This is a genomic window from Paenibacillus konkukensis, from assembly GCF_023523925.1.
Taxonomy (GTDB): domain Bacteria; phylum Bacillota; class Bacilli; order Paenibacillales; family NBRC-103111; genus Paenibacillus_S; species Paenibacillus_S doosanensis.
In genome coordinates, this window is the sequence record NZ_CP027059.1 from 1,753,246 (window position 1) to 1,775,295 (window position 22,050).

The window sequence follows — 22,050 nt, forward strand, 5'->3', positions numbered from 1 at the left end:
AATGAATGCTTTTTATAGATACCTCCGCTTGGGAGGATGTCTATCCTGCTTCTTCGCTTTTATCCTTTGACCGAGCCGATTAAAGCTCCCTTGGCAAAATGCCGCTGCAAGAACGGATACACGCACAGGATCGGCAGCGTCGATACGACGATGACGGCCATTTTCACAATTTGCGCGGGCGGGACGATATAAGAGCTGTCGAATGCGGTGGAATCGCCGGCGCCTCCTTGCGACAAGATGACGATCTGCCGCAGCCATACTTGGACAGGCCACTTCATATTATCGTTAATGTAGAGCACCGCATGGAAGAACGAGTTCCAGTGGCCGACGGCGTAAAACAGCGTAAAGGTCGCCAGCGCCGGCAGCGACAGCGGGAGGACGATCTGCCACAGGATGCGCAAATCGTTGCAGCCGTCGATCTTGGCCGCCTCCTCCAGCCCTTCGGGCACCTGCTGGAAAAAGTTGCGCATCACGATCAGATTGAAGGCGCTAATCGCGTTCGGCAGCAGCAGCGCCCAGTACGAATCGAGCAGCCCGAGCCACTTGACGATCAGGAAGGTCGGGATCATCCCGCCGCTGAACAGCATCGAGAAGGTGACGAGCAGCATGATCGTTCTGCGTCCGTCCAGATCTTTGCGCGACAGCGGATACGCCATCAGCGTCGTAAACAACAGATTGACGAACGTTCCGGCGACCGTAATGAAGATCGTGACCAGCAAGCTTTTGAATATAATGTTCGAGGAGAAAATATACTGGTAGCCGGCCAGCGAAAATTTGGTCGGAAACAGCAGCAGCGGATGCGCGAGAAACTCCGCCGGGTCCGTCAGCGAGCCCGAAACGATATAAATGAACGGTAGCAGCGTGCACATCGCGACGATAAATAACAGGACGCAATTTAAAGCATCGAACAATCGGCTTCCGAGCGACTTGTCTTTCATGCCTCAACACCTCTCTTGGAACTTGGAATGGACGTTCACGGTTAATAAATGCCTTCTTCGCCAGCTTTTTTGGCCAAATAGTTGGAGCCGACGACCAGCACAATGCCGATCACCGATTTAAACAGGTTCGAGGCGGTCGCATAGCTGAACTGCCCTTGCTGCAGCCCGCTCGTATATACGAAGGTGTCGAACACTTCGCCGACCTCGCGGTTCATCGGATTCAGCATCAGAAAAATTTGCTCGAAGCCGGAATCCATAAAATTGCCTAGCCTCAAGATAAGCAAAATGACGACGGTGCTCTTGATGGCGGGCAGCGTGACGTGAAGCAGCTGCTGCCAGCGGCTCGCTCCGTCCATCCGGGCGGCTTCATAGAGCTGCGGATCGACGCCTGCAAGCGCTGCCAAAAAAAGAATCGTGCCCCAACCGGTTTCCTTCCACATCACTTCGCCGATGACCATCGTCCGGAACCATTCGTTGCTCAGCAGAAAATCGACTTTGCCGATTCCCAACTGCATCAATATATTGTTGATGATGCCGCCTTCCGGCGTAAACAATATATACGCGATCCCGACGACGACGACCCAGGAAATGAAATGCGGAATGTAGATCATCGTCTGAACAAACCGCTTGTACATTTCCGCCCGCAGCTCGTTCAGCATCAGGGCGATCACGATGGGCAGAGGGAAGAAAAACAGCAGATTGTAGACGGCCAAAATGACGGTGTTGCGGAAAATAAGGCCGAACGACGGGTCCGCGAAAAACGCTTTGAAATGAGCGAAGCCTACCCATTCGCTGCCCCAAAAGCCTTCGAACGGCGAGTAATTTTGGAAGGCGATCATCACGCCCCACATCGGCAAATATTTGAATAACAAAAAATAGATCAGCCCGGGCAGCAGCATAAAATAGAGCCAGCGGTTTTTCAGCATCCGCTTCGTTAATGCCGATCTTGCCCGCATCCATTGCGCGCTTTTTACACTTTTTGCAATTTCGCCTTCGCCGTACAACTTCATCCCCCATCTCGTATGATGTGCTTTGTTTTGCAGATGTTGCTTATGCGGATCGGTCTTGCTGTATTTCACGATATCACGGCCCCGGATGGCTTTCCAGAATCTTTAGCCGCACAATCAAAGAACCCCGTATCTTAAGACACCGGGTTCCGTAATAATCCTTATCCAACCGATCGATAATCACTATCCAACCAAACGCGAGGGACGGCTTCAGGGTTCATTTCGGGTCGTTCGCATGCTGCTCGCGGTATTTCCCCGGCGTGATCCCCTCCATTTTGCGGAAATAGCGGATGAAGTTTTGCGAGTTGTGGTAGCGCAGCTTTTCGGCGATATCGGCGATTTTGGCGTCCGTCTCCACCAGCATTCGCTTGGCCATAAGCAGGCGGTAATGCGCCAAGTAATCGCTGAAGTTCATGCCGGCTTCTTGCTTGAGCACCCGGCTGACGTAATTCGGATGGTAGTGCAGCCGGCTTGAGCACTGCTCCAGCGTAAGATCCGTATCGTACTCCGTCTCGATCATCCGGATCAAGTCCGTTGCCAGCTGCCGCTGGCCGGACTGTTTGCGCGTTTCGAAGCAAGGCAGCATCGGCTCGATCATTCTCGTTTTAAACCAGTCCTTAATCTCATCGACTTTATGAAACGTAAATAATTGCTGGAAGAGCATATGTTCTTCTCCGTACACGGTTTGCAGCTGCAAATCCGATTCGTGAAGCAGGCGGATCAGGTCGGCGAATAAACGCAGGAAGGATGCCTGAAAATCGATATAATTGCCCCCCTGCTTCGTAATCTCCATGAAAAATTGTTCCACCAGCGGCTCGATCTTCTCTCTCTCCGCATATTGGATGGCCGCAAGCAGGCTTCGTTCCGTTTCTCCGGGAAACAAAATCGCCTGATGATTGCTTTGCGCCAAATTATCGTAATACAAAATAGGCGTGTTGCCGGACACAAGCCCGTGCTTCAGCGCTTCTTTCGCTTCCGCAAATGCGGGGCCCGCCGCCGCCAGCTGCCCGTAAGGACGGCTGATGCCGATGCTGACGGGGAGGCCGAGATACCGGTGCAGCTCCCGCTCGATGCGCTCCGCCGTCACGGTCAGAAACTGCCTGAACTCGTCCAAATCCGGCTGGTCGGTATGCACTATGACGATCTGATGATTTTGCAAAATGGTCGGCAGCAGGCAGCGTTTCTTCGGAATGATGTCGCTGACCATATTGTTGACGGCGAACTGCAGCAGCTCGCGGTCTTTCTCATCATAACGCGTCTTCTTAAGGGAATCGATCTGCAGCGCCATGACGCTCATCCACTCCAGCTCCAGCGGAGGGTCGTAGACCATCATCGACAGCTTCTCTTTGATCTCCTTCAGCGGAAATTCGCCCTGCACCAGCTTGAGCACGAACAGCTCCTCCAGCTGGCGGATTTGGCCGTTCAATTGCTGCGTCATCCGGCTCTGCACGTCCTGCAGCTGCGTAATGTTCCGATTGATAACGGCGAATTCGTCGCCCTCCCTCGTCAAGCTACGGGGCGTCTCTTGGGAATTCCGGCCGATATCGGCGAAGCAGATTTCGTACAGCCGCTGAATCGGGGAGTACAGCCGCCGGGAATATTGGATGGAGAAAAAGTTTGCCACGAACAATAGGCCCAGGCAGCCGAGCAGCGTCGTCCAGCTTGTCCGCCAAGCCTCCTTGCGGATCTGGTCGTACGGAATGATCGAAACGTACAGCCAATCGTTATAAGCCGATTTCTGGTACTCTACGCCGACCTTGTGGCTGCCGAGCTCGGCCGATACGTTGCCCGCAGCGCCCGACTCCAGATCGAGGCCGTGAATCAGCGTCTGCAGCTCGCCGACCGGATACGGCGATAGTTCGTTTTGCTTGGCAAGCAGACCGTTAGCCAAGTCGAAAATAAAAATTTCGCCGAGCGAATTGTTTTGCGGCAGCATGCGAAACAGCTCATGCGTGGAAATTTCGGCGATAAGCAGCCCGAGCGGACGATCGGAAATGACCGGAATTTTTTTCACCAAATGAATGAAGCGTTCGTTGGAAATGGTCGTCGCGCGGGCCAGACTGCTCTCCTCGACGGCCCAGTACGAATTGCCGGAAATATTGACGTACTGCGTAATCCAGCCGCGGTTTTTGATAGCGTTTACATCTTGCAGTCCGTAGTTGCTCAATATCCAGCCGTTCTGCAAGCCGACCAGAGCCACGTCGTAGAGACCGAAGTCGAAGCGCTGAATCTGATTCAGATTGGAGGCGATCTCCTGCTCGAACTGAAAGTCCGCGGGCGTCAAATTTTGCGTCATCGACTGCATGATTTCCTTATTGTCGACGAGCCGCTGCAGCGACAAATCCACGCCGTGCAGCACCTGCTCTACGCGCAGCCGCGTCTGCTCCACGATATGCCGGTTGCCTTCATTCACCTTGTCCTGAATCGATTGCGAAGATTTGAAATACAGCAAAAAGCCGAGCAATACGATCGGAATCGTGCTTATGCATGTACTAAACAGCAGCAGCTTCGCTTGGTAACTGTTGAGCCGGTACATTTCACACCCCCTGATCCCCAATAATGAGTCTTATTCTAACCGAAAGTTTCCGTTCCGTCATCAACATTTGTTCAGCCGGCCGGTTCGCCGGTATGCGCATTGACGTTAAGAAGGGGGCGTGCTAAGATCAAATTTAACTATTGTTTATTATAATGAACAGGATGGAAAAGGATGGGATATTATGGAGCAAAAATATGCCGTGCCGGCCTTGGATCGGGCTAACGCCGTTCTCCATCTGCTGGCCGCGGAGCCGCTCAAGTGGAAGCTATCGGATTTGTCCCGGCAGCTCGGCATCAGCAAGAGCACGATGTTCTCGCTGCTTGCCTCGCTGGAACGGCTGGAGTGGATCATACGCGACCGCAACGATACGTATGCGCTCGGTCCGGTGATGGGCAGCTTGGGCAGCGCTTATTTCCGGCAGTACGACGTCATTGAAGAATTCCGCAGGCTGGCCGAGCCGGTGATGCGCAAGCTGATGGAATCCGTGCAGCTCGCCCAGCTGGAGGGCAGCGAGGTTCTGTACTTGTCGAAGATCGAAGCCCCTTCTCCGGTCCAGATGGTTTCGGGCCCGGGCGCGCGCTTCCCGGCTCATGCGACGGGACTCGGCAAAGCGCTCATGTCCGGGATGAGCGACGAACAGGTGCGGCAGATTTGGACCGAGGAGAAGCTGCCGCAGGTGACGGCGCATACGATCGCTTCGCGCGAAACGCTGCTCCGGGAGCTGGAGCAAATCCGCCGGCAAGGCTACGCAACCGATATTCAGGAGGGCGTCATGGGATTTTGCTGTGTTGCCGCGCCGGTGCGTCGCCGCGGCTCAGAGGCGATGGTGGCGGTCAGCTGTTCCATGCCGTTGCATCATTGGGAGCAGAAGCGGTCCGAGGCGGCCCAGGCGATCCTGCATCTGGCCGAGCAAATGTCGCAAACAAGGTAAGCCCCGGAAGCCCGCGCTACTTGTTGCTTGCTGTAAACGATAAGACGTCCTTAAGTCCGAAAGCTTCCTTCCGCCGAACCGCGCGGAAGGGGGCTTTTTCTTTTGCGGTTGTCGGTCAAAATAGGATTGACATCCCGCTTCATGTATAGGAAGATAAGATTATACATTATTTAAAACCATGTTCATAATAATGAACTCGATGAGGTGAGTATATGCAATTTGTACGATTTACTCTAGCCGGCGAAACGGATGTGCGCAGCGGAACCGTAGAATCCGGGATCATCCGCGAATTTGCGGGCGATATGTTCGGCGATCTGGCTTATACCGGCCGGCAGTTTGAGCTGAGCAAGGCCATATTGAAGGCGCCGCTCGCTCCCCGTCATATTATCGGCGTCGGCAAAAATTTCGCCGCCGACGATGCGGTCAAGCCCCCGGCTCCCGAGCTGCCCGTGCTGTTCTTCAAGCCGCAGACCAGCGTGATCGGACCGGGCGAAGCGATCGTTCTCCCGCAAGCTCCCGAGCCGGTCAAATACGAAGCCGAGCTGGCCGTCGTCATCGGCAAGACCGCCAGGAACGTCCCGGCCGAACATGCCGGCAGCGTCATCTTCGGGTTTACCGTATCCAACGACATGAGCGCCTCCGGCTATTATCATCCGGATGGGCATTGGACCGTCGGCAAGTCGTTCGATACGTTCTGCCCGCTCGGCCCGGTGATCGAGACGGATTTCGATTACCGCAGCGCGCGCATTCAATCGAACGTGAACGGCGTGCCGAAGCAGAACAGCCCGATCGAGCGAATGATTACGCCCGTCGATCGGCTCATCGCCTTCATCAGCCGGTTTATGACGCTGTCGCCCGGCGACGTCATCCTGACCGGCACGCCCCCGGGGGCCGTAGCGGTTCAAGGCGGCGATGTCGTCGACTGCTTCATCGACGGCATCGGCCATCTGATCAATCCGGTGCAGGCCGCGGATTGACGGGGCTGCGCGAGCGCTTCGGGCGGTCTCCCGCTCCGGTGGGCCGCCCGGTTGCCACTCGGGCCGCCCGCAATCGCCCGAAGCTGCGCCGAAGAGGGTTGTTCTCCAGGAGAACAACCCTCGGCCTTGCTGCTGTAGTTACGCCTCACGGCCGGGAACGGCCCCGGGATTTCCCGCTTACCGGTCGTTTTCCAGCAACTCGATAATCATTTTGAGCGGCTTCAGCGCATCGATATATGCGTACCTGCCTCCGGTATATTCCCCTTTCTGCAGCAGGGGCATCCGGCTGCGCTCCAGCGTCATCACTTTCTCCTTCATTCCTTCAATAATAAAAGCGATATGATGAGGGCCTTCGCCATGCTCATCCAAATATTCCCGCCAAGTGCTGGGATGCTCATCCGGCTCGATCAGCTCAAGCTGGAGCGAGCCCAAGCGAAAAAAGGCCAGCTTGGCTCGCGCCTCCGTGCGCTGCCCCCGGTATTCGGTCTGCGCGGCGTCCGCCGCTGCCGTAAGGCTCCATCCGGGATTGTCCACGCCGAAAAAATCGGCGTATGCTTGCGACGTCTTCTCGATATCTCGGACTACAATACCGATCTGCGCGATCACCTGCGTTCCGAGCAAGTTGGTATCCATTCGCGTCCTCTCCCTAGCGTCAATATGATGAACGAAGCGGCTTCCTTAACTGAAAAGCCGGTCGTTCGAATATTCCGTGTTCCAATGGTCGGTGGAAGCCCACATATCGGGAAAGCCGGGCATCAAGTGATCCTTGATCACTTCATCGTTAATATCGTCGAAGCCGAGCCCTGGCTTGCCGGAAACGCGGATGAATCCGTTCTGAATCACCTTTCCGCCGAAGCCGGTAATGATATCGTCCCACCAGGGAACATCCGGCGCGTTAAATTCGGTAGCGACGAAATTTTCGGTGGCGACGCCCATATGCGCGGTCGCCAGCGCCGCAACGGGCGTTTCGCACATATGCATCGCCATCGCCACATGATACCGCTGCGCCAAATCGCCGATCTTCTTGGTCTCATAGATGCCGGAAGAGCAGATGTCCGGATGAATGATCGGCACCGCCCGGTTTACGATCAGCTCTTCGAAGCTTTCCAGCGTCGACAAATCTTCTCCGGTCGCCAGAGGCGTCGAGGTCAGCATGCTTAGCCGCTTGTACTCTTCCGTATAGGTGCAGGGCAGCATATCTTCGGCCCACAATAAATTGTATTTCTCCAGACGGCGCAATAGACGCGCGGCATCCTCCACATTCAAGTAGCCCAGATGATCTATCGCCAAAGGCATTTTATACCCCAGAACATCGCGCATATGCGCTACTTCTTCTTCGTACCGGTCCAAGCCGCGCTCCGTCATCCGGAACAGCGTATAAGGAGATTGCGTGTTGACCAAGTCGTAGGCGCGGTTGCGCTTCTGAAATTCCGGGCCGTACGGGGTATCCCGGCGGTTTCTAATAAACTCGAAATTGTATTGCGCAGCCTGCCGCAGCTCTTCCACATAACTGCCGGGAGCGGAGATCAATTCCTCCTCGGGGTAAAGCGCCTGCAGGGTCTCGACGCCCAGGACCGCCTTCACCATCGTAAAGCCGCTCTCGTCCGCGAACTGCTTCAAGCGTTTTCCCATCGAATAGCCGTCGCTTCGGAGTCCGGGCGTATTGACCCCAAGATCGCAATAGACGCGCGCGGCATCCCGGAATTTCCCGCCCAGCATCTGGTAGACGGGAACGCCGTAAGCTTTGCCGGCGAGGTCCCATAATGCGATTTCGATGCCGGCGACCCCGCCCGCCTGCCTTCCCGTGCCCATAAACTGCTTGATTCTGCGGAACAGCTTATCTACGTTGCAAGGATTTTCGCCGAGCAGGCGGCCTTTCAGCATCGCTGCATAAGTGCGGCTTCCAAAGTCCCGGAGTTCTCCGATCCCGGTAATTCCCTGGTTCGTATAAATTTTGACGAGCGTGCAATGCATGGGGGCACCTGCCAAATCCACAAATCGCATATCGGTAATTTTGAGTTCGGATGGTTTGGAATAGGTATTGACGTGATGCAGCGTCGATTCGAACTGATCTGACATGTAGTATGCCTCCTGAAATGATTTGAAGAAGTCGCCTTGGGCTCTCACGCCCTGCACTACCGTGCCGGCTGAAACGGGCCCGGAGTCGTCTCCCGCCGATCGTGCCGATTACCGCCCGGCGGTTTCATGCAATTCGGCTGCAGCGGGTTCCGCATGCTCCCAGGTTAAGGATTGTACGGACCGGCTCACCGCGTCCAGCACCAGATTGCACATCCAGCCGTCATAAAAATTAGGCTGCACCTGTTCACCGGCCAGGATGGCGCGGATCAAATCGGCGAATTGGTTGACAAATGTATTCTGATAACCAAGCGGATGGCCCGGAGGCCACCAGGCTTGCATATACGGATGAACCTCTTCCGTCGCCAGGATCGTCCTGTAGCCCTGCGTCTTCGGATCATCCTCCCGGGACCAGAACTCCAATTCGTTCATTCGCTCGAAATGAAACGCCAGCGAGCCCTTGCTTCCGTTGATTTCAATCCGCTCATGGTTTTTCCTTCCGCCGGCCATGCGCGACGCTTCGAAGGTGCCGAGCGCGCCGTTCTTGAATCGGGCGAGGAAGGCCGCAGCGTCATCGACGGTAACGTCTTCCAGCCGATCCGCTTCCTCGTTCTCTTCGCCGTGCGGGGGCTTGTCTCCAAGCGCCTTGGTCCGCCGGGTTACGAAGGTTTTCTCCATGCCGACCACCCTCTCCATATCCCCGACGAGATAGCGGGCCAAATCGATTAAATGGGCATTCAAGTCGCCGTGGGCCCCCGCTCCCGCGATTCGCTTATCCAATCTCCAGCTCATCGGAGCAGCAGGGTCGGATAACCAGTCCTGCAAATATACGCCGCGAAAATGGTAAATATCCCCGAGCTTGCCGTCGTCGATCAGCTTTTTGGCCAGCGCAATCGCCGGAACCCGCCGGTAGTTATGACCGATCATATGAATGACGCCCGCTTGATGGGCCGCCTCCCACATTTGTCTCGCTTCGCCGGCATTCATACCGAGCGGTTTCTCGCACAGCACATGCTTGCCCGCCTTGGCGGCGGCAACGGCGATTTCCTTATGCGACGAGGTGGGGGTAGCGATGCACACGATGTCGATGTCGCTTCTGCCGACGGCTTCGCGCCAGTCCGTCGTATATTCCTGCCAGCCGAATTGCTCGGCGGCTCGCTTGAGCCCGGGCTCATTTCGGCCGGCAATCACTTTTTTGACCGGCTTGACCTCCTGCGGGAAAAAGAAAGCCGCGTTGCCGATCGCATAGCTGTGAGCCTTGCCCATAAAATTGTAGCCGATTAATGCAACGTTCAGTTCACGCACAGTATCCTTCCTTTTGCTTAACGAATTCATAATCAAGCCGATGCGGCTTCGTTGTTCACTATGTGCAGCAGCGCGCCGATATGCCCCAGCGCATAAGCCATTCCGGAATGCCAAGGGGCGCCGCAGGACATTAACGGCGTATGGTCGGGCACGAATACGCCGTCATAGCCGGTTTGCTTGAACAGGCGCAGCGCTCTAAGAATGTCGATATCTCCTTCGTCGATAAACACCTCGCTGTAATGCGGCACTTTCCCTCTGACATTGCGGCAGTGCACGTAGCCGATCTTGTTTTGGGAGCTGTATCGCTCAATCGCCTCGTATACGCTGCTTTCCGTCATCTCCTGTATCGTCCCCATGCAAAACTCCAGCCGGTTGGAGGCGCTGGGCACAAGATCCAGCAGCTTCTGGTACAAGTCAGGCTGATACACGAGCCGCGCCGTGCCCCGCAGCGTCGGCATAGGCGGATCGTCGGGATGGGCGGCCATGACGACGCCGGCCTGCTCGGCGGCGGGAACGATCTCACGCAGGAAATAGGCCAGCCGTTCCCACAGCTGCTCGGCGGAAACATGAACCGGCCCGCGTTCCGCAAGAGCTTGATCGTAAGTCACATTCCAAATTTGCCCATGGGGCAGAGGATTGCCGCTGTAAGCATCGGCCTCTGCGTAGCTGTGAGTCAGCGCCCCGCCTCTGGCCGCGCGCTCCTGAATCCGCCCCCACACTCCGGCCACGCTGAAATTGTAGCCGATCACGGGAATGCCCGCTCGGCCCGCGTTATATACAATTTGCTTCAGGTGTTGAAGCTGCTCCGATTTGCAGGGACCGTCCAGCAGCACATCGTACCAATCCAGCGGATCGAAATTTTCTATGGCATGCAGAATCAGCCCCTCCGCCTCGACCATCGACCTTAGCTCCAGCAGCCCTTCGTAAGACCAGATATATTCCTTGCTCCGGTCTTTGCCGTAATATTCCTCCGCCGTCGTTCCCGGCAGCTCGTACATATTATTGTAGTCGGCCAAATGCGCAACGATATGAGTGCATCCGGCCTGACGGGCAAACCGGAAATTGTCTTTGTTTAACATATGGCGGACTAATCCTAATCCCAGCTTCACGGTTCTCCCCCTCCGCTCTTTTTTCAACACACTTTTAATGGCCACGCCCAAGCTTCCTGAACTATGTTACGGAACTATGTTACGATCCAGCGCAGAACCGGTCCGAGAACGGCAAGCAGCTCTTGATTCAGCAGACCTTCTCTCGTATGAGCGGGAGTGAAGCAGCACACCTTCCCTCCCTCCAGCTCGTGATACCATCCGGCGACGGACTCGCCGTCCCTGGACGACGAACGGAGAAACACATTCGTATTCGCTTCGTCGCACTCGACGAAATAATGCTCATCGAGCAAAGAGAACTCAGCGGATGAGGGAATCCCCAGGCCGTTGCTTGCCGCCTTGTAAGTCACCTCGCTGTGCTCGCGCGGATGAAATAGAAAATGCCCTCTTAACATGCCGATATATTCTTTCACGTTCTCGAAGCTCGCCAGCCCCGAATGCCAGCCGAGCCAGCCGCCGCCCTGCCGCACATACTCCGCAATGCGTCCGGCCGTCTCCGCAGTCATCCAGCGGTTTACTACGGCGCTGCCCGGGTTAAGACGATCTTCCTTGAATAAAATGACCGCAGCCGGCCGTTCAGCCAAGCATTCCTCCAGCTGATCGTATGGCGCGTAGCGAATATGAACCTCATCCAGCAGCCCTTGCAGGCGCAGCGCCGCTTCGAGCGAATCGCGGATCGCCGCCTCTTCATGGAAAACATCCCCGATAATGGCCGTTATACGGACTGTCATAGCTCCCGTCACCCCTCCTTATTCGGTTCGCCGTTTGCCGTTACAGCGGCATCGGCTTCCCTTGATAGTTAATAAACCCGATCTTGCTCGTAATGGATGTTTTTCTATCGACAATATCCATAATGCCTCTGGCCGTCTCCAGCGGATCGCCGGGCGCTTCCGCCCCGCCCATGTCCGTCTTCATCCATCCCGGATGAACGGCGTACGCTTCAATCCCCTTATCTTTCACATAATAACGCAGTCGCTCCGTGAACATATTCAGCGCCGTCTTGGACATGCTGTAGGCGTAGTTGGTGGCAAAAGCATTCAGAATCGTTCCCGCTTCCGAGGAAATATTAATGATCGTCGGGCGATTGCCTTTATAAATAAGGGGCAATAGCTGCTGGATGATGTACATCGGTCCGAACGTATTGACCGTAAAGCTTAAGCGAAGCTGATCGAAATCAAGCTCTTCCAGCGTCTTGTCCCGCTCCAGCAGCACCGCAGCGTTGTTGATTACGGCATCCAGCGAAGGGGTCAGAGCGCTTAGCTCCGCGCAGGCCCTGCGCATCGATCCTTCGTCGGCGGTATCCAATTCAATGCGCCGAATGCGGCCCGGAGCCTCCCGATCCAGCGAATCAAGCGGCGGGCAGGAGTCCGGAGACCGTACGCCGGCATAGACGGTATATCCGCGTTGGATGGCCTCGGCGGTCAGCTGGTAGCCTAACCCCCGGTTGGCGCCGGTAATGAATATGTTTCTCTCCACCGTCATCGTGAATCACTCCGTTTCTTTTTATATGGAACAATATCAGCCTTTGACCGAGCCGTCGGACAATCCTTTGACGAAAAATTTATTGCATAGTATGAAAATCAGCATGACGGGTACCGAAACGACCATCGACGCCCCCATCATCGCTCCCCAATCGATAACGAACTCGCCGCTGAAATTGTTGATCGCAATAGGCAGCGTTCTGACCGTATCGGAGTTGGTCAAGTTCAGCGCGAACAGGAACTCCTCCCATATATTAAGGAAGGCGTATACGCTTACCGCGATCAGACCCGGCAGCGAGACGGGGAGAATGATGCGGACGAGCGCGCCGAGATTGGAGCAGCCGTCGATTTTGGCCGCTTCCTCCAGCTCCTTCGGGATCGTCTGAAAAAACGAGCGAAGCATAATGACCGACATCGGAATCGTGATGGCCAAATCCGCTATGATGAGCGCCAGGTAGGTGTCGATCAGCTGCAGCTTGCTGAATACCATGTACAGCGGAATAATGATGACGACGCCCGGCATCATTTGGCCGTACAGCAAGCCGGAGGAAAGAACCCGCGATCCTCTGAACCGGTATCTGGCAAAGCCGTAACCCGCCAAAACGGCCACCGCTAACGTCAAGGCGGTCGCACATACCGTGACAACGACGCTGTTCAGGAAGGCGCGCGGAATTTGGCTTTCGAACAGAACCCGCGAATAGTTGGCAAAGGTCGGATGCTCCACCATGATGCGGGGAGGGACGGTAAAGTTTTCGGCGGACGTTTTTATCGAAGTAACGAACATCCATAACGCCGGAAACAAGCTGAAAACGATCAGGACCAGCAAAACCAAGTAACTGAGCGCCGCCCGTGTATAAAGGCTTCCCGTATTTTTCCGCATTATCCCTTCTCCCCTCCCCTCATCACATATTTCATGTAGATGACGCTTAATAAAGCCGTGATGATGAACAAGACGACGCTGGCTGCTCCGGCTACGCCGAAGTTGTAATTTTGGAAGGCTGCTTTGTAGATGAACATCGACAGCACTTGGGTGCTGTTGGCAGGCCCGCCGCCCGTCAGCACGAAAATAAAGGTGAAGGCGTTCAGCGTCCAAATAATAAGCAGCAGGACGATCGTATACGAGGTGGAGGCTACATGCGGCACCGTGACGGTAAAAAACTCCCTGATCCCGGTCGCTCCGTCCACTTTGGCCGCATCCTTCAGCTCATTAGGCACCGATTGCAGCGAGGCTTCGATCATCAGCATGACGAGCGGAAACATTTTCCACACGTTGACGATCACCGCCGAGAGCATCGCATAACGCTCGTCGGCAACCCAATTGATCGGCGCCGACGCAATGCCCAGCGTCTTCAGCAAATAGTTGATGTATCCGAAGTCGGGATGGTACAGCCATTTCCATATGTTTACGCTGATGACGCTGGGAAGCACCCAAGGCACCATCAAACAAATGCGAATCAGCCATTTCATTTTGATAAAATCCTGATTAATGAGCACCGCCGCCATAAAGCCGACTGCAAATTGAAAGGTAACGCTGGAAACCGTCCATACGAACGTATGCCCGATCGACGCCAGAAACTCGGCATTGCGAAATAAATCCGCATATTGGGCAAAGCCGACGAACTGCCATGCATCGGTGTAAAGATCGCTCTTGTTAAAGCCCAGCACAAACGTATAAATTAACGGAAATATCATGACGCAGGCGATAGCGAGTACGGCAGGCAAGACAAAAAGCATTCCGGGATTGCTTGTAAATCTAAACATGCGCACGAATATGCACCTCTTCCAGTCCGGTCTGATCTGCTGCAATTACTTGTTGGCAAGAAGTTCGTCGATTGCTTTGGAAGCTTGATTCATCGCCTCTTCAGGCGTTGCTTTTCCGCCTAAAGCCGTTTGCAATTGATCGAATACAATTTGCTTGATTTGATTCCACTGCGGAATTTGCGGCAGCGGCTGAGCGTAAGTCAGAGCGTCGAGCAACGGTTTGACCAGCGGGTCCTGGTATTTGGGGTTGCTGGCCGCCGACTTGCGGGCGGAGAACGTCACGCTGTACTCGGCCGAAATATCCGGTTGAGTGATAAACTGAATGAATTTCCAGGCGGCCTCCTGGTTTTTACTCGCTGCGGGGATGCCGACGGCCCAGCCTCCGAGAATCGTCTTCCGGTCCTTATTCGCAGGAACCATCGTCACGCCCATTTGCGCGTTTGCATTGGCTTGCTTGATCGGATCGAGATCGTAAATCCCGGTCATATACATGCCGACCTTATCGTTCGTGAACAGGTTGCGGTTGGCTACGCCGTCATTTTGCAGCATGCTGTTCGGCACGACCTTATATTTGGTGAACAGCTCCACATACAGCTTCACCATCTCCATGGCGGCCGGTTCGGTCAGCGCCGATTTCGTATTGTCCTTATTTAAGATGCTTCCGCCGTTAGATTGAATCATGTTGAACAGCTGCGTCGTCACGTTGCCTACGTTCGTTCCGGGAAGAGCGATCCCGTAAGCGTCGCCTTTCGTTAATTTTTGAGCCATGTCCAGCACTTGATTCCAATTTTCCGGCCCCTTGGACGAGTCCAGTCCTGCGGCTTCAAACAGTTTTTTGTTAAAAATCAATCCGTGCGTTTCCGCGCGATAAGGCAGCGCATACATTTTATCGTTAACCTTGGTGACCGATACCGCGCCGTCGTAAAAATCGTTCAAATCCACCTGATCTTTCTTGATGTGATCGTCCAACGCCGCCAAGCCGCCGGTCGCAGCAAACGGAGTGACCCAGTCTACGGCCATATTCATCAAGTCGGGGCCGTTCTTTTGCTTCAAAGCGAGCAAATATTTATCCGACATGCCGTTATCGGGGAACTGCTGCACTTTAATTTTGATGTTCGGATATTTCTCTTCGAATTTTTTCACGATGGCCGGCGTATTCGTATTCCATGCCGCATCCCAGAAGGTCAGCTCGACAGGTTTGTCCGCGCCGCCCGCCCCGGCTCCGCCCGAGGAACTGTTCGCTCCCGAACAACCGGCCAATGATGTTCCCAGCAGCATCGCCGCAACGGCCGCAGCGTATGATTTTTTTACATTTGACATGCTAATCGCCCCTTGTATATAGTTTCGGCTTATTCCTTACTTTTGCAGAATTCCCGGCTGAAAGCGGAAGCGGCGCCGCTCGCCTTATAGCGGCATGCGAATGAAAGAGCTTTCACTTTCCGGCAGCCATGCCTGTTTACTTGCCGCTTTGTACTTGCGGACTGTCCGGATGCAGCTGCATAAACTCGATGCGGTTGCCGTCGGGATCTTTCGCCCAGCATTGGTAGTTCAGATCCAGCCCTTGCTTCGGTTCGACATCGAGGGTGACGCCTTTGCTTTTCAAATGAGCGGCGATCTTGTGAATATCGTCCACTTCCAGACATAGATGGTTGTAGCCGATGGTCTGCATATCCACTTCCGTCTTCTTGATCCCGCCGTAAAACAGCTCGATAAACTGCCCGTCTTTCACCTTCAAATATTCGATCCAAGGCTCGTTCGCCGGCGGCTTGCGCAGCTCGAATATTCTGCGGAACCCTAAAATATCGCAATAAAAATGCAAAGACTTCTCCATATCCCTCACCGTGTAAGCGTTGTGCCCAATCCCTTTAATCATACAGCCGTCCTCCTTCAATTTGTTTGGCCCATTGCCATTTTCCTTTTCCCTGGTTCCCCTTGGTTCACGATAGTACTGCGTATATAGAAACGCTAGTTTGGTTAATCTAGCGGGAGAAGGCCGATTGATTCACGTTGTAAACGCGCGTTTATTTTTGTTCAAAAAAAAGATTAAAGCTTTTTGCAGGATTCTCTCTCTACGAGAACGCAGTCTAATGTAGCTATAACACACTGTTCTGCGGTTCCGTTTTCTATCGCGCGAATGACGCTTTGGGTCACTCCTGCGGTTAGCTGGTCGTAATTGACGCGAAATGTCGTTAACGCGGGTTTATAATAAGCGCTTAGCGCCTGATCGTTCATGCCGATGACGGAAATATCGTCGGGCACTTTCAAGGCGCGATCATTAATCGCGCGTATCGCTCCAAAAGCAATGCTGTCGCTGGAAGCGAATATGGCCGTCGGCAGGTCGCTGGAATTGGCAAGTAAATTGGACATGGCCTCGTATCCGCCGGCTTCGTAGTGGCCGTACATAATCCAGGCTTTGTTAATTTCCAGACCGTGATGCTCCATCTGGCTGACGAAGCCTTTGAACTTGAAGTTGGCGGAAGCTTTCTTGAGATCGCCGTTAATAATGCCGATTCGCTTGTGATTCAGCTTCATCAAATAGTCCACCGCTTGCCTCGCTACCTGCTCGTTATTCAAATTATAGACGATCCGGTTAGGCTCGTTGCGGCCGGGGAGCACCTGGTCCAGGACGCCGATGATGAAACCTTCGGCAATCAGCTCCTCAATGACGGGCTCATGATTTTCCGCGCCGATGAAGATACCGGCGGTAATGCTGCCCTGATAAAATACGTCTTTCACATTTTTGACGCTGTCGGGATGCTTAAGATCCCTGACGACCGACGTAAGCACGATATACCCGAAGGCGGACGCGTTCTCGATCACGCTGGTGATCAGCATGTTGGCCGAGCTGTCCTTGGAAAACTGCCACTGATCGATAAAGAACAAGCCGATCGTTTTCGTCTTCTTGCCGGCCAGAGTGCGCGCGGAAATGTTCGGAGTATAGCCGTACTGTTCAATGACCTTCATAACCTTTTCTCTCGTTTTTTGAGGGACATTGGCATAATTATTGATAACCCGGCTTACGGTGCTCCGGGAAACCCCCGCTATTTCCGCGATTTCTTTGCTGTTCAGTTCGATTTTCTTCATTTTTTTAACTACTCCAGTCATGCGATCCGACGTTGTGAACGCGTGTTTATTGTTATATTAGCAAAGCTTTTGCAGGGTGTCAATTTAAAAATTGCTGTGACCATCCATTTCCTCTCGGTTAGGTATCTTCCCTCAACTCCGTTGTTTCTCATGTTCCGAAGGATGGCAAGCAACAAGCCAGCCGGGCTTCCCCGGCTGGCTTGTTTGGTTTGGCAATGCATTTATGCTTGCGCGGCGGCAGGCTTGGATTTGAACGCTCTGCGGTACCGGTGCAATATAGGCTCCGTGTAGCCGTTCGGCTGCTCGTAGCCTTTCAGCACCAGCTCCAGCGCAGCCTGGAATGCCGCGGACTGCTCATAATGATCGGACATCCGGCGGTAAGCGGGATCTCCCGCATTCTGCTCGTCGACGACGCGGGCCATCCGCTTCATCGTTGCGACGATCTGCTCTTCCGTGCAAATGCCGTGATGGAGCCAATTAGCCATATGCTGGCTGGAAATGCGCAACGTGGCTCTGTCTTCCATCAGTCCGATGTTGTTGATGTCCGGCACCTTCGAGCAGCCGATTCCCTGCTCTACCCAGCGGACCACATAGCCTAATATGCCTTGGGCGTTGTTGTCGAGCTCCTGGGCGATCTCCTCCGGCGTCCATTCCCGGCTCTCGCTGACCGGTATCTCCAATATTTGATCGGTGTAGTCTGCGCCTGCCTGCTTCAGCCTGTTCTGCACTTCTCTGACGTCGACTTGATGATAATGCAGCGCATGCAGTACGGCGGCTGTCGGCGAAGGCACCCATGCCGTCGTGCAGCCCGCTTCCAGCTGGCTAATCTTCTGCTTCAGCATTTCCTTCATCAAGTCAGGCATCGCCCACATGCCTTTGCCGATTTGCGCGCGGCCCTGCAAACCGCAGGCGAGGCCGATACTGACGTTCGACTGCTCGTAGCCCTGCAGCCAACGCGACGATTTCATGCTGTTCTTGCGAATCATCGGACCGGCTTCCATCGAAGTGTGCATTTCATCGCCGGTACGGTCGAGGAACCCGGTATTGATAAACACAATTCGATCCTTGACTTCGCGGATGCAAGCTTTCAAATTCAGCGAGGTGCGGCGCTCTTCGTCCATCACTCCGATTTTGATCGTATGGCGTTCCAAGCCGAGCATATCCTCTACGCGGTTCAGCAGCGTATTGGCGAACGCCGCTTCTTCCGACCCGTGCATCTTCGGCTTCACAATATAGATCGAGCCTTTGAGCGAATTGGGGTAAGGGTTGTTTTTCAGCAGATCATGCTTGGCAATCAGGCTGGTAATGACCGCGTCCATAATTCCCTCGGGAACTTCCCGCCCGTCTTGGTCCACAATGGCGTCGATCGTCATCAAATGTCCGACGTTGCGGACAAACAAGAGCGAGCGTCCCGGCAGCTGGAACGTTTCGCCGGCAGGCGAGGTGTAGCTGCGATCGGGATGCAGGGAGCGATGGACGACGGATTCGCCCTTCTTGAAGGTAGCGGTCAGCGTCCCTTTCATCAGGCCCAGCCAGTTGCGGTAGACGGCCGTCTTATCCTCCGCATCGACGGCGGCGACGGAATCCTCGCAGTCCATGATGGTCGTTACGGCCGCTTCCATCACAATATCTTTCACCCCGGCGCCATCGGTTTGGCCGATCGGATGACTGCGGTCGATCTGAATTTCTACATGCAATCCGTTATTTCGGAGCAAGACGGCGGAAGGCGCCTCGGCGTCTCCCAGGTAGCCGACAAACTGGGCCGCATCCTTCAGCCCGGCGGTTTCTCCGCTCGTCAGAGTGACGGACAATTGCCCGCCGCGGATCGCGTAGGACGCCGCTTCCGCATGGGAATGGCCGGCCAGCGGCACCGCTTGGTCCAGAAAAGCTCTGCCGTAAGCGATCACCCGCTGTCCGCGAATCGGGTTATAGGCCCCGCTGCGCCCCGCTCCCTCTTCTTCGCCGATCACATCCGTTCCGTACAGCGCGTCGTACAGGCTGCCCCATCTGGCGTTAGCCGCGTTCAAGGCATAGCGCGCATTGTTGACGGGAACGACCAGCTGCGGTCCGGCCTGGAGCGCAATTTCATCGTCCACATTCCCGGTCGTGATTTGGAAATCTTCGGCTTCCGGCTCCAAATAACCGATATCCCGAAGAAACGATTTATAGGCTGCGGCGTCAAAGGAGGAGCGGTTTTGTTTATGCCATTCGTGAATCGTCTGCTGAAGCTCGTCGCGCCGGCTCAGCAAAGCTTGATTCGCCGGAGCCAGATCGGAGACGATCGATTCGAACTGCCGCCAAAATGATTCCGGGCTCAAGCCGCTTCCCGGAAGAGCCTCTGCTTCAATAAAATCGTGCAGCGCTTGAGCGACTTGCAAGCCGCCTACTCGTACATAAGATTGCATAGGGCATCTCCTTCGTGTTCATTATTATGAACGTTGTTCATATATTTACTTAAGCTTATCTTCCCATACGTTCTTCGAGTTGTCAATCCATGTGGGCATCCTTCGTTTCAACAAGGACTTCAGCTTGCTATACTCGGCTACGCGGAGCTGATCCGGGAGAACGGAGAGAACGATCGTGTTTTTTTGAAAAGGGAATGAATCATACATATCGTGGAGGAAAGCCAGAGGCTTCATGCGCTAGTATCCGACCTGAAGTCTGCTGCCGATTCTGTTGATATCCGGCCGTTCGGGGAAGTGAAAAGCGAGACGGTCGTTATTCCCGATTCTGCAGGCGGTGCCGTCAATCTCCTTGAACATCTTGAATTCGCTGGAAAGTAGCTCCGCCGCCCAGCGTCCAGCCTAATACCGGACGCGGGTTCCCGACGTGAGCAGGCCTGTGTTGGCTACAATGACCTCATCCTGCTCGAACAGCCCCGCTTTGACGGCTGTCGCGTACTCGTTCGAGCCCGCAGTCTCGATTCGGGTCAGTTTCGCATAATACGCATTGCCCAGCGGTCCCGTCTCCGAGGAGATCGTATAGACAAACGCTCCTTTGCTGTCGTAATGGACGGCTTCCTTCGGTACGAGGAGCAGACTTTCTCCTTCCGACTTCCGAATGCTTACTTTGACCTGTTCCCCTCCCTGGAGGAGACCGTCGTCAGCATGGAGCGATACAGTGAGAAGAGAAGTTGGGGCTGTTTTGACGCCGGAAGCAGCGTTAGCGCCGGCGTCGTCAACGGCGCTGCCGACACCCTCTTCGATGGCCGCGACAGTGCCCGCAAGCGGCTGCTTGCCGCTGTCCTCAAGGAAGATCGATTTCAGCGTATCGCCCGCTCGGAACCTGGCCGCAAGCTCGTTCGGTACCGTCAGCTTGATCCGGAAGCCCTTCGACGAATCGGACAGGCGAATGTCGGGCTTACCCGACGGATCGCTCCCTTCTACGGCTCCTACCGCCGTGACAATGCCGTCGACCGGAGCCGTCAGCTCGCGGCCTGCCGCCAGCTTCTTCTGCTGCTTCTCAATTCGCCGCTGCTGGTCGGCGATATCGAGCTGAGTCGTCTCCAGGGCCGAAGCAGCGCTAAGCTTAGCCTCTTCGTCCTCTCCCTTCATCGCCGTTATTACGTTGTACTGCAATTGCGGAAGCGAGAGCTGCAGCTTCTGTAAGACCGATTGCAGTTCCGCAAGCTCATCCTGCGCATCGCTGTCGTCGTATTGAACAAGAGGCTGATCCTTATAGACCGCGTCCCCAACCTTGACGAGCACGTTAAGAACCTTCCAGCCTGCCGGATTCGTCAAGTCTTGTTCCCCCGCCGGACGCACTATCGCGGTGCCTTCGTAGCTGTAATCCAGCGAGCCGGCTGTCGGCGCGCTCGTAATCACCTTAGGCATCGATAAAGCCCGAATCGTGTTGCCTCCCAGCGTGAGCGCGACGAGCAGGGCGACAAACAGGCCCGCCAGCAGCCGTATGTTTCGTTTTCTTACAAGGGAATTTGGTTCCTCCATTGCCATCACATCTGATCTATCCTTTCATTCCCGACAGCTGAATTCCTTCGACGAAATAGGACTCCGCGTACAAGAACACCAGCACCGCCGGCGCCATATAGAGGGCTGAAGCGGCGAAGCCGATCCCCCGTGCGTCCTGGTTGATCTGCGCCAGGTACAGAGATAGCGGCTGCTTGACGGAATCCTCCAGGAAGATAAGCGGCTGCTCGATCATGTTCCAGTTGTCAATGAACAGGAGTACCGTCAGCGCAGCCAGACCGGGCTTGGCCAGCGGTACGATAATCCGCAGAAAAATCGTGAACAGTCCCGCTCCGTCGATCCTGGCCGCCTCGATATAACCGTTTGGAATATGGGCCATAAACTGGCGCATCATGAAAACGCCGAACGCGCCGAAGATGCCCGGCAAAATGATCGCCGATTCATGGTTCATCAGTCCGAGCTTGTCGAGAACCATGTAATTCGGCACGAGCGTCACCTGGAACGGCATCAGCATCGTAATCAGATAGACGAGGAATAGCCCGTCCCTGCCGAAGAAACGCAGCTTGGCGAAAGCGTAAGCGGCGAGCGCTGCGACGACGGTCTGGCCGACGACAATCGGCAACACCAGCGCAGCGGAGTTCCAGAACATCCGAAGATATTGCGGAGACAGGATCAACACTTGCAGATACTGCTCGAAAGACAGCCAATCGGGAAGTATTTTCAAATTGACGAAAGTGTCCGCGCCGCCTTGCGAAGTATTGAGCATTTGGCCGAGAGCATGGTAATTCCGCATGATTTCCTGCTCTGTCATCAGGGAACCGGTTACCGTGAGCACGATCGGAACCAGCATTGCCAGCGAAACGGCTCCGACGATCAGCGTTGCAGCGATCTTGGTAATGAACCTGAATGTAAGCATGACAAC

19 protein-coding genes are annotated in these 22,050 nt (G+C 54.8%); 2 read left to right on the forward strand and 17 right to left on the reverse strand.

Features of this window, described 5'->3' with window-relative positions:
- Window positions 1-59 precede the first annotated feature (59 nt).
- The 3 genes from SK3146_RS07720 to SK3146_RS07730 all read right to left on the reverse strand — a co-directional run bounded on the left by SK3146_RS07720 (window position 60) and on the right by SK3146_RS07730 (window position 4,481).
- On the reverse strand, window positions 60-938 hold the full coding sequence (locus SK3146_RS07720) for a carbohydrate ABC transporter permease (protein WP_249864532.1): 879 nt from the start codon (window positions 936-938) through the stop codon (window positions 60-62).
- A gap of 41 nt (window positions 939-979) precedes the next feature.
- On the reverse strand, window positions 980-1,894 hold the full coding sequence (locus SK3146_RS07725) for an ABC transporter permease (RefSeq protein WP_249866219.1): 915 nt from the start codon (window positions 1,892-1,894) through the stop codon (window positions 980-982).
- Window positions 1,895-2,162: 268 nt separating this feature from the next.
- Window positions 2,163-4,481, reverse strand: coding sequence for a helix-turn-helix domain-containing protein (locus tag SK3146_RS07730; RefSeq protein ID WP_249864533.1), 2,319 nt, complete (start codon window positions 4,479-4,481; stop codon window positions 2,163-2,165).
- Between the two features lie 181 nt (window positions 4,482-4,662).
- Here SK3146_RS07730 and SK3146_RS07735 point away from each other — a divergent pair, with 181 nt between their 5' ends.
- Window positions 4,663-5,412 (forward strand): IclR family transcriptional regulator, encoded by a 750-nt coding sequence (locus SK3146_RS07735; RefSeq protein ID WP_249864534.1) that lies wholly within the window; start codon window positions 4,663-4,665, stop codon window positions 5,410-5,412.
- A gap of 212 nt (window positions 5,413-5,624) precedes the next feature.
- On the forward strand, window positions 5,625-6,389 hold the full coding sequence (locus SK3146_RS07740) for a fumarylacetoacetate hydrolase family protein (protein WP_249864535.1): 765 nt from the start codon (window positions 5,625-5,627) through the stop codon (window positions 6,387-6,389).
- Window positions 6,390-6,566: 177 nt separating this feature from the next.
- On the opposite strand, the gene SK3146_RS07745 is transcribed toward SK3146_RS07740, so the two are convergent.
- The 14 genes from SK3146_RS07745 to SK3146_RS07810 form a co-directional block, all read right to left on the reverse strand.
- Window positions 6,567-7,022, reverse strand: a complete 456-nt coding sequence (locus SK3146_RS07745) for a VOC family protein (RefSeq protein WP_249864536.1) — start codon at window positions 7,020-7,022, stop codon at window positions 6,567-6,569.
- Between the two features lie 45 nt (window positions 7,023-7,067).
- Window positions 7,068-8,468 (reverse strand): mandelate racemase/muconate lactonizing enzyme family protein, encoded by a 1,401-nt coding sequence (locus SK3146_RS07750; protein ID WP_249864537.1) that lies wholly within the window; start codon window positions 8,466-8,468, stop codon window positions 7,068-7,070.
- Between the two features lie 108 nt (window positions 8,469-8,576).
- Window positions 8,577-9,770 carry a Gfo/Idh/MocA family protein gene (locus tag SK3146_RS07755; protein WP_249864538.1) on the reverse strand — a complete coding sequence of 398 codons (1,194 nt, stop codon included), beginning with the start codon at window positions 9,768-9,770 and terminating at the stop codon, window positions 8,577-8,579.
- 32 nt (window positions 9,771-9,802) lie between these two features.
- Window positions 9,803-10,879, reverse strand: a complete 1,077-nt coding sequence (locus SK3146_RS07760) for a mannonate dehydratase (protein ID WP_249864539.1) — start codon at window positions 10,877-10,879, stop codon at window positions 9,803-9,805.
- A gap of 74 nt (window positions 10,880-10,953) precedes the next feature.
- Window positions 10,954-11,607: a ThuA domain-containing protein gene (locus SK3146_RS07765; RefSeq protein ID WP_249864540.1), complete on the reverse strand. Its 654-nt coding sequence runs from the start codon at window positions 11,605-11,607 to the stop codon at window positions 10,954-10,956.
- Between the two features lie 40 nt (window positions 11,608-11,647).
- Window positions 11,648-12,358: an SDR family oxidoreductase gene (locus SK3146_RS07770; protein ID WP_249864541.1), complete on the reverse strand. Its 711-nt coding sequence runs from the start codon at window positions 12,356-12,358 to the stop codon at window positions 11,648-11,650.
- A gap of 36 nt (window positions 12,359-12,394) precedes the next feature.
- Entirely contained in the window at window positions 12,395-13,189 is a 795-nt protein-coding gene (locus SK3146_RS07775; RefSeq protein ID WP_249864542.1) for a carbohydrate ABC transporter permease, read from the reverse strand.
- Window positions 13,190-13,236: 47 nt separating this feature from the next.
- A complete protein-coding gene (locus SK3146_RS07780) occupies window positions 13,237-14,118 on the reverse strand; it encodes a carbohydrate ABC transporter permease (protein WP_249864543.1) in 882 nt (293 codons plus the stop codon).
- 45 nt (window positions 14,119-14,163) lie between these two features.
- Entirely contained in the window at window positions 14,164-15,438 is a 1,275-nt protein-coding gene (locus SK3146_RS07785) for an ABC transporter substrate-binding protein (protein ID WP_249864544.1), read from the reverse strand.
- 136 nt (window positions 15,439-15,574) lie between these two features.
- Window positions 15,575-15,991 (reverse strand): VOC family protein, encoded by a 417-nt coding sequence (locus SK3146_RS07790; protein ID WP_249864545.1) that lies wholly within the window; start codon window positions 15,989-15,991, stop codon window positions 15,575-15,577.
- Between the two features lie 170 nt (window positions 15,992-16,161).
- The gene (locus SK3146_RS07795; RefSeq protein ID WP_249864546.1) at window positions 16,162-17,202 is read right to left on the reverse strand and encodes a LacI family DNA-binding transcriptional regulator; all 1,041 of its coding nucleotides are present in this window, start codon (window positions 17,200-17,202) and stop codon (window positions 16,162-16,164) included.
- Between the two features lie 221 nt (window positions 17,203-17,423).
- Window positions 17,424-19,607 carry a malate synthase G gene (locus SK3146_RS07800; RefSeq protein WP_249864547.1) on the reverse strand — a complete coding sequence of 728 codons (2,184 nt, stop codon included), beginning with the start codon at window positions 19,605-19,607 and terminating at the stop codon, window positions 17,424-17,426.
- A gap of 399 nt (window positions 19,608-20,006) precedes the next feature.
- A complete protein-coding gene (locus tag SK3146_RS07805) occupies window positions 20,007-21,149 on the reverse strand; it encodes an efflux RND transporter periplasmic adaptor subunit (protein ID WP_249864548.1) in 1,143 nt (380 codons plus the stop codon).
- 16 nt (window positions 21,150-21,165) lie between these two features.
- On the reverse strand, window positions 21,166-22,044 hold the full coding sequence (locus tag SK3146_RS07810) for a carbohydrate ABC transporter permease (protein ID WP_249864549.1): 879 nt from the start codon (window positions 22,042-22,044) through the stop codon (window positions 21,166-21,168).
- Window positions 22,045-22,050 lie beyond the last annotated feature (6 nt).

Bases quoted from the DNA above. Each gene is read 5' to 3' on its own strand.
- SK3146_RS07720 (WP_249864532.1), bottom strand. From the start codon at position 938: ATGAAAGACAAGTCGCTCGGAAGCCGATTGTTCGATGCTTTAAATTGC.
- SK3146_RS07725 (WP_249866219.1), bottom strand. From the start codon at position 1,894: ATGCGGGCAAGATCGGCATTAACGAAGCGGATGCTGAAAAACCGCTGG.
- SK3146_RS07730 (WP_249864533.1), bottom strand. From the start codon at position 4,481: ATGTACCGGCTCAACAGTTACCAAGCGAAGCTGCTGCTGTTTAGTACA.
- SK3146_RS07735 (WP_249864534.1), top strand. From the start codon at position 4,663: ATGGAGCAAAAATATGCCGTGCCGGCCTTGGATCGGGCTAACGCCGTT.
- SK3146_RS07740 (WP_249864535.1), top strand. From the start codon at position 5,625: ATGCAATTTGTACGATTTACTCTAGCCGGCGAAACGGATGTGCGCAGC.
- SK3146_RS07745 (WP_249864536.1), bottom strand. From the start codon at position 7,022: ATGGATACCAACTTGCTCGGAACGCAGGTGATCGCGCAGATCGGTATT.
- SK3146_RS07750 (WP_249864537.1), bottom strand. From the start codon at position 8,468: ATGTCAGATCAGTTCGAATCGACGCTGCATCACGTCAATACCTATTCC.
- SK3146_RS07765 (WP_249864540.1), bottom strand. From the start codon at position 11,607: ATGACAGTCCGTATAACGGCCATTATCGGGGATGTTTTCCATGAAGAG.
- SK3146_RS07770 (WP_249864541.1), bottom strand. From the start codon at position 12,358: ATGACGGTGGAGAGAAACATATTCATTACCGGCGCCAACCGGGGGTTA.
- SK3146_RS07780 (WP_249864543.1), bottom strand. From the start codon at position 14,118: ATGTTTAGATTTACAAGCAATCCCGGAATGCTTTTTGTCTTGCCTGCC.
- SK3146_RS07785 (WP_249864544.1), bottom strand. From the start codon at position 15,438: ATGTCAAATGTAAAAAAATCATACGCTGCGGCCGTTGCGGCGATGCTG.
- SK3146_RS07790 (WP_249864545.1), bottom strand. From the start codon at position 15,991: ATGATTAAAGGGATTGGGCACAACGCTTACACGGTGAGGGATATGGAG.
- SK3146_RS07795 (WP_249864546.1), bottom strand. From the start codon at position 17,202: ATGAAGAAAATCGAACTGAACAGCAAAGAAATCGCGGAAATAGCGGGG.
- SK3146_RS07800 (WP_249864547.1), bottom strand. From the start codon at position 19,607: ATGCAATCTTATGTACGAGTAGGCGGCTTGCAAGTCGCTCAAGCGCTG.
- SK3146_RS07805 (WP_249864548.1), bottom strand. From the start codon at position 21,149: ATGGAGGAACCAAATTCCCTTGTAAGAAAACGAAACATACGGCTGCTG.
- SK3146_RS07810 (WP_249864549.1), bottom strand. From the start codon at position 22,044: ATGCTTACATTCAGGTTCATTACCAAGATCGCTGCAACGCTGATCGTC.